Annotated in this window: 18 protein-coding genes; 13 read left to right on the top strand and 5 right to left on the bottom strand. The window is 36.0% G+C overall.

The window, feature by feature from the left end; all coding sequences use genetic code 11:
- The first annotated feature begins 30 nt into the window (after positions 1 to 30).
- A complete protein-coding gene (locus tag FFS26_RS11590; RefSeq protein ID WP_110010046.1) occupies positions 31 to 624 on the top strand; it encodes a hypothetical protein in 594 nt (197 codons plus the stop codon).
- Positions 625 to 667: 43 nt separating this feature from the next.
- Here the strand turns inward: FFS26_RS11590 and FFS26_RS11585 are convergent, their stop codons facing one another.
- The 5 genes from FFS26_RS11585 to FFS26_RS11565 form a co-directional block, all read right to left on the bottom strand.
- Positions 668 to 898 (bottom strand): hypothetical protein, encoded by a 231-nt coding sequence (locus tag FFS26_RS11585; protein ID WP_137905090.1) that lies wholly within the window; start codon positions 896 to 898, stop codon positions 668 to 670.
- Between the two features lie 104 nt (positions 899 to 1002).
- A complete protein-coding gene (locus FFS26_RS11580; RefSeq protein WP_110010044.1) occupies positions 1003 to 1893 on the bottom strand; it encodes a DUF72 domain-containing protein in 891 nt (296 codons plus the stop codon).
- 162 nt (positions 1894 to 2055) lie between these two features.
- Entirely contained in the window at positions 2056 to 3714 is a 1659-nt protein-coding gene (locus FFS26_RS11575; protein ID WP_062673967.1) for a ribonucleoside-diphosphate reductase subunit alpha, read from the bottom strand.
- A 55-nt stretch (positions 3715 to 3769) separates the two neighbouring features.
- Positions 3770 to 4060 (bottom strand): hypothetical protein, encoded by a 291-nt coding sequence (locus FFS26_RS11570; protein ID WP_110010043.1) that lies wholly within the window; start codon positions 4058 to 4060, stop codon positions 3770 to 3772.
- 108 nt (positions 4061 to 4168) lie between these two features.
- Positions 4169 to 5143 carry a ribonucleotide-diphosphate reductase subunit beta gene (locus tag FFS26_RS11565; protein ID WP_062674779.1) on the bottom strand — a complete coding sequence of 325 codons (975 nt, stop codon included), beginning with the start codon at positions 5141 to 5143 and terminating at the stop codon, positions 4169 to 4171.
- Positions 5144 to 5567: 424 nt separating this feature from the next.
- On the opposite strand from FFS26_RS11565, the gene FFS26_RS11560 reads away from it, so the two are divergent.
- The 12 genes from FFS26_RS11560 (at position 5568) to FFS26_RS11505 (ending at position 19135) form a co-directional block, all read left to right on the top strand.
- Positions 5568 to 6257 (top strand): ABC transporter ATP-binding protein, encoded by a 690-nt coding sequence (locus tag FFS26_RS11560; RefSeq protein WP_034699055.1) that lies wholly within the window; start codon positions 5568 to 5570, stop codon positions 6255 to 6257.
- Between the two features lie 98 nt (positions 6258 to 6355).
- The gene (locus FFS26_RS11555) at positions 6356 to 6712 is read left to right on the top strand and encodes a four helix bundle protein (protein ID WP_062673974.1); all 357 of its coding nucleotides are present in this window, start codon (positions 6356 to 6358) and stop codon (positions 6710 to 6712) included.
- Between the two features lie 130 nt (positions 6713 to 6842).
- A complete protein-coding gene (locus tag FFS26_RS11550; RefSeq protein WP_110010042.1) occupies positions 6843 to 8072 on the top strand; it encodes an ABC transporter permease in 1230 nt (409 codons plus the stop codon).
- A 71-nt stretch (positions 8073 to 8143) separates the two neighbouring features.
- Positions 8144 to 9415 (top strand): ABC transporter permease, encoded by a 1272-nt coding sequence (locus FFS26_RS11545; protein ID WP_137905089.1) that lies wholly within the window; start codon positions 8144 to 8146, stop codon positions 9413 to 9415.
- A gap of 101 nt (positions 9416 to 9516) precedes the next feature.
- Entirely contained in the window at positions 9517 to 10728 is a 1212-nt protein-coding gene (locus tag FFS26_RS11540; protein WP_171006293.1) for an efflux RND transporter periplasmic adaptor subunit, read from the top strand.
- Between the two features lie 126 nt (positions 10729 to 10854).
- On the top strand, positions 10855 to 11421 hold the full coding sequence (locus FFS26_RS11535) for a hypothetical protein (protein WP_137905088.1): 567 nt from the start codon (positions 10855 to 10857) through the stop codon (positions 11419 to 11421).
- 50 nt (positions 11422 to 11471) lie between these two features.
- Entirely contained in the window at positions 11472 to 12998 is a 1527-nt protein-coding gene (locus FFS26_RS11530) for a glycosyltransferase family 39 protein (protein WP_137905087.1), read from the top strand.
- A gap of 151 nt (positions 12999 to 13149) precedes the next feature.
- The gene (locus FFS26_RS11525) at positions 13150 to 14052 is read left to right on the top strand and encodes an NAD(P)/FAD-dependent oxidoreductase (RefSeq protein WP_137905086.1); all 903 of its coding nucleotides are present in this window, start codon (positions 13150 to 13152) and stop codon (positions 14050 to 14052) included.
- A 150-nt stretch (positions 14053 to 14202) separates the two neighbouring features.
- Positions 14203 to 15468 (top strand): serine hydroxymethyltransferase, encoded by a 1266-nt coding sequence (gene glyA, locus FFS26_RS11520; RefSeq protein ID WP_137905085.1) that lies wholly within the window; start codon positions 14203 to 14205, stop codon positions 15466 to 15468.
- A 57-nt stretch (positions 15469 to 15525) separates the two neighbouring features.
- On the top strand, positions 15526 to 15984 hold the full coding sequence (locus FFS26_RS11515) for a regulatory protein RecX (protein ID WP_137905084.1): 459 nt from the start codon (positions 15526 to 15528) through the stop codon (positions 15982 to 15984).
- Between the two features lie 356 nt (positions 15985 to 16340).
- Positions 16341 to 18269 (top strand): polysaccharide biosynthesis protein, encoded by a 1929-nt coding sequence (locus tag FFS26_RS11510; protein ID WP_110010034.1) that lies wholly within the window; start codon positions 16341 to 16343, stop codon positions 18267 to 18269.
- A 41-nt stretch (positions 18270 to 18310) separates the two neighbouring features.
- Positions 18311 to 19135, top strand: coding sequence for a polysaccharide biosynthesis/export family protein (locus tag FFS26_RS11505; protein WP_110010033.1), 825 nt, complete (start codon positions 18311 to 18313; stop codon positions 19133 to 19135).
- The last annotated feature ends 7 nt before the right edge of the window (positions 19136 to 19142 follow it).

Genomic DNA, 19142 nt, shown 5'->3' with positions numbered 1-19142 from the left:
AAATAGAGATAAGAAGTATATTTGTAAAATATGACACTCATTATTTTCATAATATTTTTAGCTTCTGTTCTTTCCTTGGTTCTCTTTAAGGTTAAATCAGGAAGCGTGGCCAGATGGGCAAAGCTGTTTCGTATTGTAACGGTGGTTTTTTCAATTTCTGTTTTTACGTATTGGTTTATCAAGAAAAGTGCTGTGGCATTTGTGGATAATTCTGTGGGGCTGCAGGTGATTAATAAGCTTCCGCAGGCATTAGACTTTTATTTAATCAAAGTAAATAAAACAGATCAGAACACTACCCTTGAACCTAAACATATCGGAAAAATACGCCCGGAGTACTACAGAATAGAGTACCTCAAAATGGATAAGTCTGATGAATATTGGATTGCAGGCTATCTTGGAAAGAAAAACCTTGTGTACTTTTCTCAACATTCTGTACCCAATAAAAATATCGACCAGATTGTAGAAGTGCAGAACTACATCAATCAAAGTATGAAGCTTTCCGATGCTGCCAAAAAACAGGTGGATGCTTATAATTATGAGAATACAAAGCTTGGTATCTGGATTACATTAGACTTCCTGCTCCTGTTTCTCAATCTCGTATTGCTTCTTAGAAAAAATAAATAAAAAAGGTAATGAGTTTCAAATACTCATTACCTTTTTGTTTCTATTAAGGATAATCCAGAATTTGCATAATCCGCTCTTTAAACTCTTCAGGACAGGCTTTAATCAATCTATCCTTATTTTGTTTACTGATTTCTTTGGGCTCAAGCCATTCAATCTTGTTGAAATTCAGACTGTGATTATCATATACTCTTTTTATCGTATGGTTTTCATAAAAAATATAGTCATCACCAAGCCAGTTGGTAGCAATACTAATTGTACAAATTTCCTTTTCCATGATTTATGTTTTAAAGTATAATGTTGAGTGAAATACATTATACTCTAATATATGAATTTTTTCGTTATGTAAAGGAATAAGCTACAGTCTATTTCCACATTGACTTAAAACAGGGTTCCGGTGCTTTCTGCTGCCATTTGCGGAATATGAATATCCGTTTTCCATTCCTCATTCACTTTTTTGATAAAATAAGCAGATAATAGAGGAGATGCTTTTTCAATATTCTGGTGTACAAAGAAGTAAAGGTTCTGAAGACCTTCTTTCTTCCATTTGGTAAGGTGCTTCAGCCAGTCATCCAGTCTTTCGTAGTCACTTTCTGCATTGGCTCCCACATAACGGATAAATGCGTTGGGTGTGGTAAGACGCATGTGAAGCATATCTCTTCTTCCTGCAGTATCTACAATGATATTGGTAATATTGTGAGCTTCAAAGAGTTCACATGTTGTATTAAGTATTTCTTCATCAGTAAACCATTCCGTATTCCGGAGTTCTATGGCTAACGGAACTTCTTTTGGCCATTCCTTTACAAACTTTTCAAGTCTGTCATAATCCTTAGGTTTAAAATTATCATGAAGCTGAAGGAAAGCCATTCCCAGTTTTTCATCAAAATTAATAACAGCGGAAGCAAAATGAGTCACAGGATCCGTTACATCAATCAGTCTTCTGAAATGGGAAACTGTATTGGTGATTTTAGGGAAGAATTTAAAATTTTCCGGTGTTTTTTCTTTCCAGGTCTTTACCTGATCCGGAGTTGGCATTCCGTAGAAAGTAGCATTCAATTCAATAGAATTAAACTGAGTGGCATAATAGGTGAGTTCATCCTTGGTTCCTTTAGGATAGAATCCTTTGAGATCTGTTTTATTCCATTTCGCACATCCGATAGAAATATTTTCCAGTCCCTTTTTATTGAGAGCTAGTATTTCTTTGGTTTTAGGATGGTCCTTAGGTAACGTGAAATCTATTTTTGATGGGTCTTCTACTTGTCCGAATTTCATATCTGTAGTTTTGGTATTAAACAATAAACACAAATATAAACCAAAAATCCCAGAGCATTTCATGATTTTATTGGAAAGTAATTAGGCAGAATCAGCATTGAAAACGACAAAAGCACACCTTTCGGTATGCTTTTGTAAATATAGCGTGTTTATTACTTGGTCCTATGCCTCGCAGCTTGAACATGATACGAAGTTAACCATCATTTCTTTTGAAACAGATGAACTTCTTTGGTAGTAAAGTGTTTTAACTCCTTTTTTCCAGGCTTCAATATAAAGGTAGTTGACATCTTTTACAGGCATTGTAGAAGGAATCTGAAGATTCAGAGACTGTGCCTGATCAATATATTGCTGTCTCTGTGCTGCCTGAGAAATAATCTCCATTGGAGAAATTTCTTTGAACGTTTTGAATACTGCCTTTTCTTCAGGAGTAAGCTCGTTCAGGTGCTGTACCGATCCGTGGTTCAGCATGATTGTTCTCCATGTTTCTTCGTTATCCAGTCCTTTTTCTTTCAATAGTTGTGCAAGGTATTTATTCTTACGCATAAAGTTTCCTTTCGCAAGACCTGCTTTATAATAGTTGGAAGAGAAAGGCTCGATTCCCGGAGAAGTTTGTCCTAAGATGGCAGAACTTGAAGTGGTTGGAGCAATAGCCATTGTTGTGGTATTTCTTAATCCGTAACCTTTCAGTACTTCAGGTTCTCCATAGATGTTGGCAAGTTCTCTTGAAGCCTGCTCAGCCTGCTCTTTGATATGTCTGAATGCTCTGGCATTGAACTGAGTCGCTTCAAAGCTTTCAAACGGAATCATATTTTTCTGTAAATAAGAGTGGTATCCTAAAACTCCTAAACCAAGAGCTCTGTGACGCATCGCGAAGTTTCTTGCTCCCTGTAGGTAATAGTTTCCTTCAGTTTTGTCAATGAACTCTGATAATACAGCGTCAAGGAAGTATACTGCCAGTTTTACAGCGTCTGTATCTTTCCACTCATCATACAATTCCAGGTTCATGGAAGACAGACAGCAGATGAAAGATTCTTCCATTGTTGATGGAAGCATGATTTCAGAACAAAGGTTACTTGCATTCACCGTCATTCCCAGGTCTTTATAAACCTGAGGTTTATTTCTGTTCACGTTGTCTGTAAAGAAAATATACGGAAGACCTTTTTGCTGGCGGCTTTCCAATACTCTTGCCCAAACTTTACGTTTTTCCATATCACCATCGATCATATCCTGCATCCAGTAATCCGGTACACATACTCCGGTAAACAGGTTCTGAATCGGGCTGCCGATATCTTTAATGGATAAAAATTCTTCAATATCTCCGTGGTCAATATCTAAGTAAGCAGCAAAAGCACCTCTTCTTACTCCTCCCTGAGAAACCACATCCATAGCCGTATCGAAAAGCTTCATGAATGAAACTGCTCCTGAAGATTTTCCGTTATCCGTTACAGCGGTTCCTCTGTTTCTCAATTCTCCAAAATATCCTGAAGTTCCACCTCCGATTTTAGTCTGCATGATAACTTCACCCATTTTGTGGGTAATTCCTTCAATGCTGTCCGGAATATGAACGTTAAAACATGAGATAGGAAGACCTCTTTCCGTTCCCATATTAGCCCATACAGGAGAAGAGAAGCTGATCCATCCCTTCGTGATCATCTCTTTGAAAGCCGGCTGAAGTTCAGGTTTATATAACCTTTTTGCAGCGGCAGTGGTAATTCTGTCGATAGCGCCGTCTACCGTTTCACCTTTCAACAGATATCCTCTGTTCAGCATTTGCTCAGACTCTTCATTGAGCCACCATATATTTGAATTTTGCTCTTCCATAGATGTTATATTTTCGAATTCCGGAATGAGAGAATCACTCCGGAATTTTGTTTTTTTATATTATTGATTGTAAAATTTCTACTTTGTGGGAACCGTTCAGCCCGCTTTCATCTCTTAATCTCTGAAATTCTTTAAAAGACGGAACATTCAAAACCTCATGCTGAACTTCTTCATTGATGTAGTTTGAATAATGTACAAAAGTAACACCATCTTCCTTTACAAATACCTTATATTCAAAAGTGGAAGGATCTAAATTTTTGAAGTCTTCCAGAAATTTTTGGATATTGGTTTTATTGTTTGGAACAAATTCCGGGTTTACCGTATAGGTTACTATTACATTAATCATTTCTTTTGTATTTGTGCTTTACTGATGAACAACAATTTCACTTATTAATCAGAAAAGGGTAATCCTGATACTGACCGCTTTGACGCTCGCTTCGCTCGCGCCCCAATATTAGAACAAGTCGTTTGCTGTAATACTCTTATCGTGTTTTGTATAGTCAACAGGTCTTTTAGCAAAGAAATCATCTAATGAATTGGCGAAAACTTCTTCCTCGAACCATACCATTGGTCTGTATTGTTCAGGAGTAATGTTGTATTTTGTTTTCATGTTGATTTTCTTCAAGCTGTCATCCACACGGTATTTCATGAAGTTTAACAGGTCTTCTTTAGAAACGTTGTCGATTTCTCCCAGTTCAAAGATCCAGCTAAGGATATCTCCTTCTCTTGCGATAGACTCATCTACCAAAGTGTAAATGTCTTCGATATCGCTGTCTGTTAACAAGTCAGGCTGTTCCTCACGGATTTTGTTGATCAGATAAATTCCTGCGTTAGCGTGAATCTGCTCATCTACGGAAGTCCATGCAATGATATTGGAAACATTTTTCATAAACCCTTTGAATCTTGTGAAAGAAAGGATGATGGCAAACTGCGAGAAAAGAGAAACGTTTTCCACTAAAATACTGAATAATAATAAAGCAGAAACATACTCTTTAGGTGTTGCAGAGTTAGCATGTTTTAAAGCATTTCCCAGAAACTCTATTCTTCCTTTTACAGCAGGAATTTCGATAACATTAAGGAACTCATCATTATATCCTAATACCTCTAATAAACGGGAATATGCTTCAGAATGGCGGAATTCGCATTCTGCAAAAGTAGATCCTAATCCATTGAATTCCGGTTTGGGTAGGTGGTTGTATAAATTTCCCCAGAATGTCTTTACAGACACCTCGATCTGTGCAATGGCTAACAGCGCATTTTTCACAGCATGCTTCTCATGTGGTTCCAACTGCGAATGAAAATCCTGAACATCTGCAGTAAAGTCCACTTCCGAATGCACCCAGAACGATTTGTTGATGGCTTCTACAAATTGAAGAACCTCCGGGTATTCAAATGGCTTATAACTTACTCTTTTATCAAAAATTCCCATATTAAATATCTTTATAATTAAATAATTTAGATCCTTGTGGATAACGTTCCGGAAATACTTAACTTTTTGTTTATCTGGAAGTTGTGAATTAAAGTTATTCACTTCCCCAAATTCATATTTCTTGTAAAGAACTAATAGCAAAGTTCGAAAAAAAGAACTGATTTTGAAAGAGGTAAATACTAATAGGCTGACTTTTAGCCTGAAAAGTTTTCCACATTTACATGAAACTGGCTCGGATAATAGGCTGGACAGCAATCTTGAGGATAAATAGATACAAATAGGGAGTTACAGTTAAACAATGTTTTGTAAAGTATTATTAATAAAGGATTAATGTGTTAAACAAAAAAATATTTGAATAAATTTTTATTCTTGTAACAATTTGAAAATATCATCTACTTATTGGGTATAAAACATACATCACTTAATGTTAGTAATTCAGGATTTAAATAAGTCATACGATACAGGGAAAAGCAAGCTTCATGTTCTCAAAGGAATTAATCTGAATATTTCTGAAGGGGAGTTTGTTTCCATTATGGGAAGTTCCGGTTCCGGAAAATCTACGCTTCTTAATATTATTGGAATTCTGGATGAAAAAGATTCCGGAACCTATGAGTTGGATGGAGTTCCTATTGAACATTTATCCGAGGTAAAGGCTGCCGAATACAGAAGCAGATTCCTGGGATTTATTTTCCAGTCTTTTAACCTTATCAATTATAAAACAGCTTTGGAAAATGTTGCCCTGCCTTTGTACTATCAGAATGTACCAAGAAAAGAGCGAAATCAGAAAGCTATGGAATATCTGGAAAAAGTAGGATTGGCACAGTGGGCAAACCACCTTCCAAGTGAACTTTCCGGAGGGCAGAAGCAGAGAGTAGCCATTGCAAGAGCATTGATTACAGATCCTAAAGTAGTACTGGCAGATGAGCCAACCGGAGCATTAGACTCCAAAACCACTCATGATATTATGAAACTTCTTCAGGATATCAATAATGAAGGAAAAACAATCATCGTTGTAACCCACGAGCCTGATGTAGCTGCACAGACCAAAAGAAATGTAGTACTGAAAGATGGGATTATTGAGAGTGATGAGTTTATTAAGCAGATTGTATTATAAGTGAATCGTGAATGATCAATTTTGCTTCGCAAGTGAATTGATAATGAAGAGGAAAAATAATTAATAACACACACAAATGAATATGAAAAAAAATAAAAATGTTTTTAAATCTGAACCATTATAAACTTGATGTTTATCAGTCAGCCAGAGAATTAAGAATAGAATGTTATAAAATTTTATCCAAGATTCCTGATCATGAAAAGTTTAACATAATCGACCAGATACGAAGAGCTTCTACTTCAGTGGTATTAAATATTACCGAAGGATGTTCAAGAAAATCTGAACTGGAAAGGAAAAGGTATTTTGAAATTGCCAGAGGTTCGGTTATTGAGTTGGATTCTTGTTTTGATATCGTTATAGAATGTAACTATATTAAAATAGAGGAATTAACAAAAATTGGAAATTTAATAAAAACAGCATTTATCTTGTTAAGTAAAATGTTGAAAAAAGATTAGAAATGTGAAAATCAGTCAGGTTCGTAATTAAAGTTTTGCGAAGAATAAATTGACAATAAAGTTAATTGACTTCGAAGAAAATTGAAAGCGCAGCTAATTGACTTTTTTACAAAGTAAAAAAATAAAAACTATGTTTGACCTAGATCGTTGGCAGGAAATATTCAGTTCTATCCGGAGTAATGTACTTCGGACGGTGCTTTCAGGGTTTACAGTAGCTTTGGGACTGTTTATTTTCATCGTACTTTTTGGAATTGGAACAGGTCTTCAGAATGCTTTTTCTGAAGGATTCTCAGGTGATGCCAAAAACCTGATCACCATTACTACCGGAAAAACGACATTGGCCTATAAAGGACTGCAGTCAGACCGAACCGTTACACTGAATAATGGTGACTATGATTTTCTTATTAACGCTGAGAAAAAAAATGTAGGAGCTTCCAGCCCGAGATACAATGCCAGTTTAATGGTGAAATATGGTAAAGAAAGCGGAATCTATCAGATCCATGGAGCAGAACCCGGAGAGCAGGTGATTGAGAACCGGAAAATGATAGACGGCAGATATATTTCTCCAAGAGATCTGGAAGGAAAGCAAAATGTGGCAGTCATTGGAAGAATGGTACAGCGGGATTTGATCAAGAACGGAAGTCCTGTAGGAAAAGAACTGGATATCAATGGAACTATGTTTAAAGTGGTGGGCGTATTTTCAGATGATGGTGGAGACTGGGATGAAAGACATATCACGGTGCCGATTACCACTTTGCAGCAGATGAAAAAAGGTTCCGATACGGTGAATATTGCCTATATCTCATACAGTGATAAACTGACTCCTCAGGAAGCCATTAAATACGGAGATGAACTTAAAGATAAGCTGAAATCAAGGAAAAATGTTTCTCCTGATGATGAAAACGGTGTCCGTGTCTGGAATAATGCTAAAAATATGAACGACACATTCATGTTTATGGCGGTACTTACAGCAATTGTAGGGTTTATCGGGCTGGGAACACTGCTTGCCGGAATCATTGGGATCAGTAACATTATGGTGTATATCGTAAAAGAAAGAACCAAAGAAATCGGAGTACGAAAAGCTATTGGCGCAAAGCCAAGCGGAATTGTAGGGCTGATTGTTCAGGAAAGTGTTGTGATTACAGTGGTGTCCGGACTTGTTGGAGTCGCAATAGGTGTTTTGACTTTAAACCTTATCGGGAACAGCCTTGAAGAGTTTTTTATTAAAAACCCAAGTGTAGGGTGGGGATCCATTATTATGGCCTTCATTGCACTGATTTTCTCAGGACTGATCGCAGGATTTGTACCCGCATACAGAGCTTCCAGAATCAAACCTATTGAAGCGCTGAGGACGGAATAATATAAACAAAAGGCAAAAATGCAGATTGATGGAATTCATAACTCATAATGTATAACTCATAATTCTACAAGGTGAATATCATATTTAAAAAAGATACTTGGCAGGAAATTTATTATTCATTGAGGAATAATAAACTCCGGACATTTCTTACCATGATCGGTGTAGGATGGGGAATGTTTTTGTATGTAAGCCTTCTTGGAGCAGCAAAAGGAATGGAGAATGGTTTTGATAAATTATTTTCCGGTTTTGCCACCAATTCAATCTTCCTGTGGGCACAAAAAACATCAATTCCCTATGAAGGATTTCCTAAAGGAAGAGAAGTTCATCTGAACTTAAACGATATGGAAATGTTGAAAAGAAAAGTAACAGCCATAGATTATATCTCGCCGCAAAATGCGAGAGGAAGCTTTACAGGAACTCCCGGAGAAGCAATGTCCAGAAACGGTAAGAACGGAACCTATTCGCTTACCGGAGATTATTCTGTGGGAAATAAAATTTCAGAAAAGAAACTGATCTTCGGACGTTATATCAATGATGCCGATGTTTCCGGGAATAAAAATGTAGTTGTTATTGGAGAAGAGATTTACAAAAACTTCTTTGATTCCAAGAAAAAAGAGAATCCAATAGGAAAATCAATCAATATTAAAGGGCTGTTCTTCAATGTTATCGGCGTTTTCCGGGTAAAAAAAGGAGGAGGATTTGAAAATGACCAAACGGCTTTCATTCCACTTTCCACTTATACGAAAATGTATAATACAGGAGATCAGATAGACATGTTTGCCATTGTCAGTAAGCCGAATGCCAATGTCAATTCCGTAGAAGAAGATGTAAAACAGGTTTTAAAAAGCAAAAATAAAGTTTCCCCTGAAGATACCAATGCTTTCGGAAGTTTCAACCTTGGAAAAGAATTTAAAAAGCTCACAGGTTTCCTTACAGGAATGCAGCTGTTAACAATCATTGTAGGTACACTGACTATCCTTGCGGGAGTCATTGCGATTTCAAATATCCTTTTGATTACAGTAAAAGAAAGAACTAAAGAAATCGGGATCAGAAGAGCGTTAGGAGCGAAGCCTGCGGAAGTAAGAAATCAGATTCTCCTGGAAAGTGTTGTCATTACACTCTCTTCGGGATTAATAGGTTTCATGTTTGGAATCTTTGTATTAATGATTCTCAATGCGGTTACCCAGGGTCAGGATTCATTTCCTTTCTATAATCCGACAGTGAACTACGGAAACGTATTTGCTGCAATGGCTGTTATGGTGATTCTGGGATTAATAATCGGGATGATTCCGGCACAGAGAGCCGTAAAGATCAGGCCTATTGAAGCATTAAGAACAGAGTAATTAATTTGAAAATAAAACAATTTTAAGATTTAAATAAGAGAATATGGAGAATCAGCCTTTTTAAATCTTTCAATCTATTGAATAAAAAATAAACTATACATATGAAAAAGAAATTCACCTGGAAAAAAGCCATTTATATAGTATTAGGGCTTTTATTTGCAGTGGCATTGTTCTCAGGGCTTGGCTATCTTATCAAATCAAACTCTAAAGAAGGAGAAGCTTTCCTTACCCGTAAGCCTACCGTTCAGAATATGGATGATAAAGTAATGGCAACAGGAAAAATTGTTCCCAAAGAAGAAATTGAAATCAAGCCCAACATTGCAGGGATTATAGATAAAATTTTAGTAAAAGAAGGAGATAAGGTAGAAGTAGGGCAGTTAATTGCTACCGTAAAAATTGTTCCGAGTATCTCTGAAGTAAATGCCGCTCAGCAGGAAGTTCAGAATGCACAGATCCAGATCAGTAATGCCCAGATGAATGTAGGAAACATGCAGAAGCAGTTTGATATGCAGGATAAGCTTTACAAGCAGGGAGTAGCTTCTAAACAGGAGTATCTGAACGCTCAGCAGCAGTTGTACTCTCAGCAGCAGACTTTGAAAAATGCCCAGCAGCAGTTGAATACCGCTCAAAAAAGATTGCAGATCGCTAAAACAGGGGCAACTCCTGAACTTAAAGGACAAGGTTTGGCCACTACAGAAATCCGTTCCAAAGCATCAGGTACTGTACTTGAAGTTCCTGTAAAAGCAGGAAGTCAGGTGATTGAAGCCAACAACTTTAACGCCGGAACTACCATCTGTTCAGTGGCAGATCTGAATGTTCTGATCTTTAAAGGTGAAATTGATGAAGCCCAGGCCGGAAAGCTAAGTGAAGGTATGGATATGAACATCGTGATCGGTGCTCTTCAGAATAAAACATTCCCCGGAAAACTAACCATGATTGCTCCAAAAGGTAAGGATAATGCAGGAACTATTAAATTTCCGGTAGAAGGTAATGTAACTAATCCTAATAATGAGTATATTAGAGCTGGTTTTTCTGCCAACGGTGAAATTGTTTTAAGTTCTCAGAAAAATGCATTATTATTGGATGAGTCTTTAATTCAGTATGAAAAGAAACAAGGAAAAGATGTTCCTTTCGTGGAAGTGAAACAAAAAGACGGGAAATTCAAAAAAGTATATGTAAAACTGGGAGCAAGTGATGGGATCAACGTTCAGATTCTTCCGGGATCCAATATTACAAAGGACACCGAAATTAAAGTGTGGAATCCATCTGATAAAGACAAAGAAGAGCTTAAAGAAAAAGCGAATAAAAAATAATAAACTACACTATACACTTTTAAACTGTGAATCCCTGAGGAATTTTTTTTCTCGGGGATTCTTTTTTAGGTCAAAATATTTTGCAGGTGTAAATTCCTATATTTGAATTATATAAATCCATGAAAAATGTGTCGCTACGCCCAGAAAACTTATAAATCACATTATGTCTGTTTCAAATGCCGGAAATCATTTAAACAGCCGGATGCTTATGATATTATAAAAAGGATCGAAAAAGAAAAAGTATACCATGAACCAGGGAAGTCAGTCCGTAATGTAGGATATGCTTTTACAAAGGCAGGAACACAAGAGCTGGAAAAAATTGTTTCAGAGATTGAAAACCGGACTATAAAATGTCCTGAATGCAGCAGTATGATGGCTGATATGGGGAACGATTTTAAAGCCCCTAAAAAAACAGCTCTCAAAGAATGGAAGATTATAGAAAGCCTTTTTAAAACAGGGAAATGCTTTCACTCATGTGGCTGTGATGGAATAGGGTATATTCCTGGAAATCCTAAAGACTATGAAACGTATCTGAATAATATATTGAAAACATATCAGGAATATTTAGCTACCTGCCAGAAGACTCCTATAGAAAAATGTCCTGAGAAGAATGACGAAATAAAGTATTGGTCTGACAATATTCAGAAGATAAAAAATGAAATTATTGATAACAGATTTGAAATAATATTGTAACGGAAAAGAGGTTGAAACTGTCTTATCTTTAAAATTCCAAACTATATCCCATGAAAAAAGACTATTGGATTCTGTTTCTTTTTGTCGTTGCAAAATTTGCCCTTCAATACTCTCTTATAAGCCCTGAGTATGAGCTTCACCGGGATGAATACCTGCATCTTGATCAGGCGAATCATCCTGCATGGGGATATCTTTCGGTTCCGCCTGCCAATTCCTGGATAGCCTGGATCATTAAAATGTTGGGGAATTCCATATTTTGGGTTAAATTTTTTCCAGCCCTGTTCGGAGCATTGACGATTGTCCTTACATGGAAAGTTGTGGAAGAACTCAAGGGAAGCCTGTTTGCTAAAATACTGGCTTCTACAGGAATATTATTTTCAGTACTTCTTCGGGTCAATATGCTGTTCCAGCCGACATCTCTGGAGGTCTTTCTCTGGCTTTTCCTTTATTACAGCCTGATCAAATATTTCAATTCCCAAGAAGTAAAGTGGCTTTACACAGGAGCCGTTATTGTCGGAATCGGATTATTAAATAAATACAATATTGCTTTTTCATTATTAGGGCTTATTCCTGCCTTATTATTGACGGAGCAAAGGAAGGTTTTTATGCAGCCTCATGTATATTGGGCAGCTCTTTTAGCTTTAATTATTATTTTTCCAAATCTCCTCTGGCAGTATCAGAATCAGTTTCCGGTTGTTCATCATATGAAAGAGCTTTCTGAACGGCAGCTTGTACATGTAGACAGAATGGATTTTATGAAATCCCAGATTTTATTTTTTGCCGGAGTTATTTTTGTGATTATTGCTGGCTGGGGAGCATTGCTGTTATACAAACCTTTTGAAAAATACAGGTTTTTCTTTTGGAGCTATATCATCACGATCACTCTGTTTTTGTTTTTTAAAGCAAAAGATTACTACGCAATCGGACTCTATCCTGTTTATATTGCTTTTGGTTCTGTTTTTCTCGGAAATGCATTTGAAAAAGGCTGGAAAAGATTTTTGAAACCGGTTAGCATCCTTATTCCAATACTTTTATTCCTGCCTTTGTATAATGTGGCTTTTCCAAATAAAAGTCCTGAATACATTGTGTCTCACCAAAGCCAGTATAAAAAATTAGGACTTCTTCGTTGGGAAGATGGAAAAGATCATCCGCTGCCACAGGATTTTGCTGATATGCAAGGTTGGAAAGAACTGGCTCAAAAGGTAGATAAAGAATATTCCAGATTGTCAAAAACCGGAAATACCATGGTCCTATGTGATAATTACGGACAGACCGGAGCTATTAATTATTACTCAAAAGCGGGAGTCGTGGCGGTGTCATTTAATGCAGATTATATCAATTGGATAGATGTAAGCAAAAAATATAAAAATGTGATCAGGATTAAAGAGGCATCTGAAGCAGGAAAAGAACTTAAAGAATCCGGTTCCTTTTTTGAAATTGCAACATTAAAAGATTCCATTACCAATCCTTACGCGAGAGAAAGAGGAACTGCAATTTTCAGTTTGCAGGGAGCGAAAGTAGATATCAACAAGAGAATTCAGGACGAAATTATCGAAGTTAAAAATGAGTGGAAATAATTTTTAATAAAGTTGTAAATGATGATTTGCAGATAGGATAAAGCTAATAGATAAATTTTATTGCAACTTTATTGCGTTAATTGATTTTAGATTAACTTTGCATTATCAATTATCAATTATCAATTATCAATTATCAATTATCAACTAAACTATGGAAAACAAAAACTTTGATGTCATCATAACAGGAGGAAGTTATTCAGGATTATCTGCAGCAATGGCTTTGGGAAGATCTTTAAGAAATGTCCTGATTATTGATAACGGAAAACCTTGCAACAGACAAACTCCGCATTCTCATAACTTTGTCACTCACGATGGGAAAACACCATCAGAAATTGCACAGCTAGCCAGAAAAGATGTCGAAAAATACAATACAGTTCATTTTTATAACGGAACTGTAGCGAAAACACAAAAAACGATAGGAGGTTTTGAGGTTGAAATTTCCTCCGGTGAAAAATTTAAGGCTAAAAAACTGATCCTTGCTTCAGGCGTAAAAGATACAATGCCGGATATTCCCGGGTTTGCAGAATGCTGGGGGATTTCTGTGATACATTGCCCATATTGTCATGGTTATGAAGTGAAAAACGAGGTTACGGGAATTCTTTCCAACGGAGATATGGGCTACGAATTTTCGAAACTGATTTTTAATCTGACTAAAAATCTCACGCTGTTTACGAATGGAAAAGCAGCTTTTACCGAAGAACAGCTTGAAAAACTAAATCAGAATAAAATCATTCTTAACGAAGATGAAATTGCAGGTATAGAACATACGAACGGCTTCATTCAAAGAATTATTTTCAAAAATGGAAAGGAAATTCCTTTACAGGCTTTGTATGCGAAAATTCTTTTTGAGCAAAATATCAATGTTGATGATCTGGGCTGTGAAATAACAGAACAGGGATTTATTAAAGTAGATATGATGCAGAAAACAAGCATTCCCGGAGTTTATGCCTGTGGAGATAATGTAACCATGATGCGCTCCGTAGCCAATGCCGTTGCACAGGGTAATTTTGCAGGAGCCATAGTGAATAAGGAACTGTCAGATGAAGAATTTTAAAGGCTTTTTACTGCAATTAGAACAATCATAATATAGGATTTATTCATAGGTCTTTTCTTTTTTTAGTGTTTAAAAATCATTTTTTCAATAGGGAAATCTCGATGAAAATTCCGTACATTTGGGGTGAAAATTTCAAAAACTAAAAGTAAAATGGATATTATTTTCGACCTGATTGAAAAGGAAAGACAAAGACAAACCCATGGTTTAGAGCTTATTGCATCAGAAAATTTTGTTTCTGAAAATGTAATGAAAGCAATGGGAAGTGTACTGACAAATAAATATGCTGAAGGATATCCCGGAAAAAGATATTACGGAGGATGTGAAGTAGTAGATGAGGTTGAAACTTTAGCGATCAACAGAGCTAAAGAACTTTTCGGAGTTGACTACGTGAATGTTCAGCCACATTCCGGTTCTCAGGCGAATGCAGCCATTTATCTTGCCGTTTTGAAACCAGGTGATAAAATCATGGGGATGGATCTTTCAATGGGAGGGCACCTTACTCACGGTTCTGCAGTGAACTTCTCAGGAATTCAATATAATGTAGTTTCTTACGGAGTTCAGCAGGAAACAGGTCTTATTGATTATGACCAAATGAGAGAAGTAGCGTTGAGAGAAAAACCAAAAATGCTTATCGCAGGTTTCTCAGCGTATTCCAGAGATTTAGATTATGCTAAATTCAGAGAAGTAGCAGACGAAGTGGGTGCTACCCTTTGGGCAGACATCGCTCACCCGGCTGGTTTAGTAGCAAAAGGATTATTAAACTCACCATTCGAACACTGCCATGTTGTAACTACCACTACTCATAAAACGCTGAGAGGGCCAAGAGGAGGTATGATCATGATGGGGAAAGACTTTGAAAATACATACGGTCACAAAACTCCAAAAGGAGAAATCAAAATGATGAGCCAGGTGCTGGACGGAGCCGTATTCCCAGGTATTCAGGGAGGGCCTCTTGAGCATGTGATTGCTGGTAAGGCTGTAGCTTTCGGGGAAGCTTTGGATGTGCAGTTCGAAAATTATGCAAAACAGATTAAAGCTAATGCTCAGGCATTATCAAAAGCAATGATCGACAGAGGTTTTGATATCGTAAGTGGTGGTACAGATAATCACCTGATGCTGGTAGACCTTAGAAATAAAGGGGTAAACGGTAAAGAAACCGAAAAAGCATTGGTACTTGCTGATATTACATGTAACAAAAATATGGTTCCTTTTGATGATAAGTCACCATTTACAACATCTGGTATCAGATTGGGAACTGCAGCGATTACAACAAGAGGATTGAAAGAAAACGATATGGATACTATTGCAGGATTGATTTCTGAAGTGGTCGACAATATCAAAAATGAAGAGGTTCTTGGATCTGTAAGAAAGAAAGTGAACGAATTAATGGAAGGTAAAGCTCTGTTCAATTACTAACAGACATTCCAATATCATATAAAGAATGAGCGGATTGCTCATTCTTTTTTTATTCAAATGGAAAAGAAATCGTATACCTTCGATGAAATTAAGCAGAAACTGGTTAATTACTGTGTTTACCAGGATCGCTGTCATGCCGAAGTGGAACAGAAGATGAGGGAGTTTTTGCTTATTGATGAAGCGAAAGAAGAAATTATTTTATTTCTTCTGAAAGAAAATTATCTCAACGAAGAAAGGTTTACCCGAAGCTATATCCGGGGGAAATTTTACATCAAACATTGGGGGAAAACCAAAATTAAAATCAATCTGAAACAAAAACAGATTTCTGAGAAGTTGATAAATTCCTGTTTTGATGAAATTGATGATGCTGATTATGAAAAAATAATCAGAAAAATTTATGATAATTATTATATCAAACAAACTGGCTTGAAAGAATATCAAAAAAAAACCAAAACTATAAAACATTTGATGAGTAAAGGTTTTGAATATGAGAAAATAATCGATATTTTTGGCTAAATATTAATAAATTAAAAAAAAACTTGAAGTATGACTTATATAAAAAAAACAATCAGTTCATTGAAAAATATTGATATATAAACATTTAATAATTATTTTAAAGAAAAACAGCTGATATCAGGAATTTATACAGGGTAAATATCATCTTCATAAAGAGTTTATATGGTATGATTTTTGTCTCTGGATTTAGCTGTATCGAAATGAAATTGTTAGATTTTATTAATATAACATCAAATTTATTTTTGATTCAACATATTGAAATAAATTTATTTATTTTTGCATGATTGTATCAGAATTATCTTTGATTTGGATAATCAGATATTATACTTAATTAAATATGAACACCAATACAGACAATGTACAATTCTCTTAGAAAAACAATATTTGGAGGGGATAATGTTGTCAATCTCTCAGACGTAAGATATCTTCCTAGATGGATAATTCTTGTAATAGACATTATTATTCTTGTAATATCTTTATTTCTTTCCACTTACATTATCGCAAAGATTACCAAGCAGGAATTTATATATCATGATGATAAAAGCCTGATTTTCGCTTTTATTATCCTTGTGAATGCTGCTTTTATGTATGTCTTCAAGACTTATGCCGGGATTATACGTCACTCCACATTTATAGACTTATTTAAGCTTCTGATATCCTGTTTTTGCACAATGCTGGCTATCGGAACAATAAACATCTGCTATTTCTGGATCACAGGAAGTAAGTTTATCCTTACTCCTTATCTGATGCTTTATTTTGTAATTTCATTTATGGGATTATTTCTTTTCAGACTTTATGTGAAAGAGTTTTTCCATATTGTAAGAGAGTACAGAAGAAGCGCACTGAAAAAAAGAATTCTGGTATTGGGAATTGACGAACAATCTATTGCAATTGCACGCGCTATTCTTGATAATCCGAGTTTGCCTTATCAGGTAGTAGGTTTTTTGACACAAAGAACAGACTCCAAAAGAGCATCTCTGCTAGGAAAGCCAATTTATGAAAAAGAAAAAATAGAAGAAAATACCAAAGAAGATCTTATTATTGACGGCGTTCTTATTGTTAAAGAAATGATGGCCAGAGATGAGATGAATTCATGGGTGAATCTATTTTTAGAGAAAGATCTTAATGTCTTTAAAGCACCATCAGTACAAAAACTGAGAGACAGTGATCTGGGTGGATCTATTAGAAATCTTCAGATTGAAGATTTGTTAAATAGAAAACCTATTAAAATTCAGAACGAAAAAGTTAAAAGCAGACATTTTGATAGAACAGTATTAGTAACCGGTGGAGCAGGATCCATAGGAAGTGAGATCGTAAGACAGGTTGCTCTTTTCAATCCTTCATTGATTGTCGTTTTAGATCAGGCAGAAACACCACTTTATGAAATTGAACTTGAAATGAGAGAAAAGTTCCCTCATATCGCTTTCAAATTTGTCTTAGGAGATGTTTCCAATCATCACAGGATGGAATCTCTTTTCCAGACCTATAATTTCTCAATGGTATATCATGCGGCTGCTTATAAACATGTGCCTTTAGTAGAGGAAAACCCTCATGAAGCGATCTTTGTTAATATATTAGGTTCTAAGATTGTTGCAAAACTATCCAGCAAGTATAAAGTAAACAGGTTCGTAATGGTGTCTACGGATAAAGCTGTAAATCCAACCAACGTAATGGGAGCTTCAAAACGTGCTGCTGAACTTTTTGTACAATCGCTTCAGAATGTGGAAGGAAATGTTACCAAATTTATTACAACAAGATTTGGAAATGTATTAGGATCCAACGGTTCTGTAATTCCTCATTTTAAAAAGCAGATTGAAGCTGGAGGACCTGTAACGATTACCCATCCGGAAATTGTAAGATATTTCATGACGATTCCTGAGGCATGTGAACTGGTACTTCAGGCCGGAACAATGGGAGAAGGAGGTGAGATCTTTGTCTTTGATATGGGTGAGCCTGTAAAAATTATTGATCTTGCGAAAAGAATGATAAAGTTATCAGGATTTGAACCTAATGTAGATATTAAGATCATCTATACAGGATTGAGACCGGGAGAAAAGCTTTATGAAGAACTCCTGAGTGACGATGCAAAAACACTTCCTACTCATAACGACAAAATTATGATTTCTAAAGATCCTTCAATGGGATTTGAAGATATAGACAAGCTTACTAAAGAAATTACCAAGGCTTCCCTGCGAAGGGATAAAGTGGAGGTTGTAAGGATTCTTAAAACAATAGTGCCGGAATTCCGAAGCAATAATTCAATTTATGAGGCTTTGGATAAATAGGAAAAAAATATAAATGTATATTTGCACAATTTAACAAGATAATGAAAGGAAAAATATTAGCATTAGTATTGGTGTCCTCTTTGGTGATTTCCTGCAAAGTGAACCCCAATGCTAAGAATGATTTAAATTATATGCAGAATATAGAACAGGTTGCAATTAACGCATCTGCTAAAAATTCAGCAAACACAATCCAGGTTGGGGATCAGTTGGTTATTCTGATCACAGCAAAAGATATGGATGTTGTAAAACCTTTTAATCAGAATTATTCTTCCTCAGAACTTATCCAGACAAATGCTATGGCCGGCGGAAATACTCCTAATCAAGGAGCGACAATACTGTCAGGACCAACTTATATTGTAGATGCAAATGGAGATATTGATTTTCCTATATTAGGTAAACTGAATACATCGGATAAAAGTCTGACAGCTTTTAAAGACGAACTTAGAGAAAAAATGACGAGATATGTTATTAACCCAACAATTAATATCAGGCTCTCGAATTTTAAAGTTACAGTACTTGGAGAAGTCAGCAGACAGGGAGACTATACTATAGCAAGCGGGCAGGCAACTATTTTAAATGCATTAGGTATGGCTGGTGACCTGACGCAATATGGGAAAAGAGAGGACATATTGGTGATCAGAACAGAAAATGGCGTTGTTTCTCATGGCCGTATTAATATTCGGGATGCCAATCTCATTAATTCTCCTTATTATAACCTGAAGCAAGGGGATGCTATTATTGTTTCTTCAAACAATACCAAAGATGTTTTAGCAAAACAAAACCCCAATACTGGCCTTTATCTGACCGCTATTTCTATTGCGGTTACAGCAGTTGCCGTAGTAGTAAGTTTATTTAATAAGAAATAAAAAATTG

The sequence above is a fragment of the Chryseobacterium sp. 2VB genome, from assembly GCF_005503635.1.
Taxonomy (GTDB): Bacteria; Bacteroidota; Bacteroidia; order Flavobacteriales; family Weeksellaceae; genus Chryseobacterium; species Chryseobacterium cupriresistens.
The sequence above is the reverse complement of the archived record's forward strand: the minus strand, read 5'-3'. Positions and strand labels throughout refer to the sequence as shown.

Bases quoted from the DNA above. Each gene is read 5' to 3' on its own strand.
- FFS26_RS11590 (WP_110010046.1), top strand. From the start codon at position 31: ATGACACTCATTATTTTCATAATATTTTTAGCTTCTGTTCTTTCCTTG.
- FFS26_RS11585 (WP_137905090.1), bottom strand. From the start codon at position 898: ATGGAAAAGGAAATTTGTACAATTAGTATTGCTACCAACTGGCTTGGT.
- FFS26_RS11580 (WP_110010044.1), bottom strand. From the start codon at position 1,893: ATGAAATTCGGACAAGTAGAAGACCCATCAAAAATAGATTTCACGTTA.
- FFS26_RS11575 (WP_062673967.1), bottom strand. From the start codon at position 3,714: ATGGAAGAGCAAAATTCAAATATATGGTGGCTCAATGAAGAGTCTGAG.
- FFS26_RS11570 (WP_110010043.1), bottom strand. From the start codon at position 4,060: ATGATTAATGTAATAGTAACCTATACGGTAAACCCGGAATTTGTTCCA.
- FFS26_RS11565 (WP_062674779.1), bottom strand. From the start codon at position 5,143: ATGGGAATTTTTGATAAAAGAGTAAGTTATAAGCCATTTGAATACCCG.
- FFS26_RS11560 (WP_034699055.1), top strand. From the start codon at position 5,568: ATGTTAGTAATTCAGGATTTAAATAAGTCATACGATACAGGGAAAAGC.
- FFS26_RS11555 (WP_062673974.1), top strand. From the start codon at position 6,356: ATGTTTTTAAATCTGAACCATTATAAACTTGATGTTTATCAGTCAGCC.
- FFS26_RS11550 (WP_110010042.1), top strand. From the start codon at position 6,843: ATGTTTGACCTAGATCGTTGGCAGGAAATATTCAGTTCTATCCGGAGT.
- FFS26_RS11540 (WP_171006293.1), top strand. From the start codon at position 9,517: ATGAAAAAGAAATTCACCTGGAAAAAAGCCATTTATATAGTATTAGGG.
- FFS26_RS11535 (WP_137905088.1), top strand. From the start codon at position 10,855: ATGTGTCGCTACGCCCAGAAAACTTATAAATCACATTATGTCTGTTTC.
- FFS26_RS11530 (WP_137905087.1), top strand. From the start codon at position 11,472: ATGAAAAAAGACTATTGGATTCTGTTTCTTTTTGTCGTTGCAAAATTT.
- FFS26_RS11525 (WP_137905086.1), top strand. From the start codon at position 13,150: ATGGAAAACAAAAACTTTGATGTCATCATAACAGGAGGAAGTTATTCA.
- glyA (WP_137905085.1), top strand. From the start codon at position 14,203: ATGGATATTATTTTCGACCTGATTGAAAAGGAAAGACAAAGACAAACC.
- FFS26_RS11515 (WP_137905084.1), top strand. From the start codon at position 15,526: ATGGAAAAGAAATCGTATACCTTCGATGAAATTAAGCAGAAACTGGTT.
- FFS26_RS11510 (WP_110010034.1), top strand. From the start codon at position 16,341: ATGTACAATTCTCTTAGAAAAACAATATTTGGAGGGGATAATGTTGTC.
- FFS26_RS11505 (WP_110010033.1), top strand. From the start codon at position 18,311: ATGAAAGGAAAAATATTAGCATTAGTATTGGTGTCCTCTTTGGTGATT.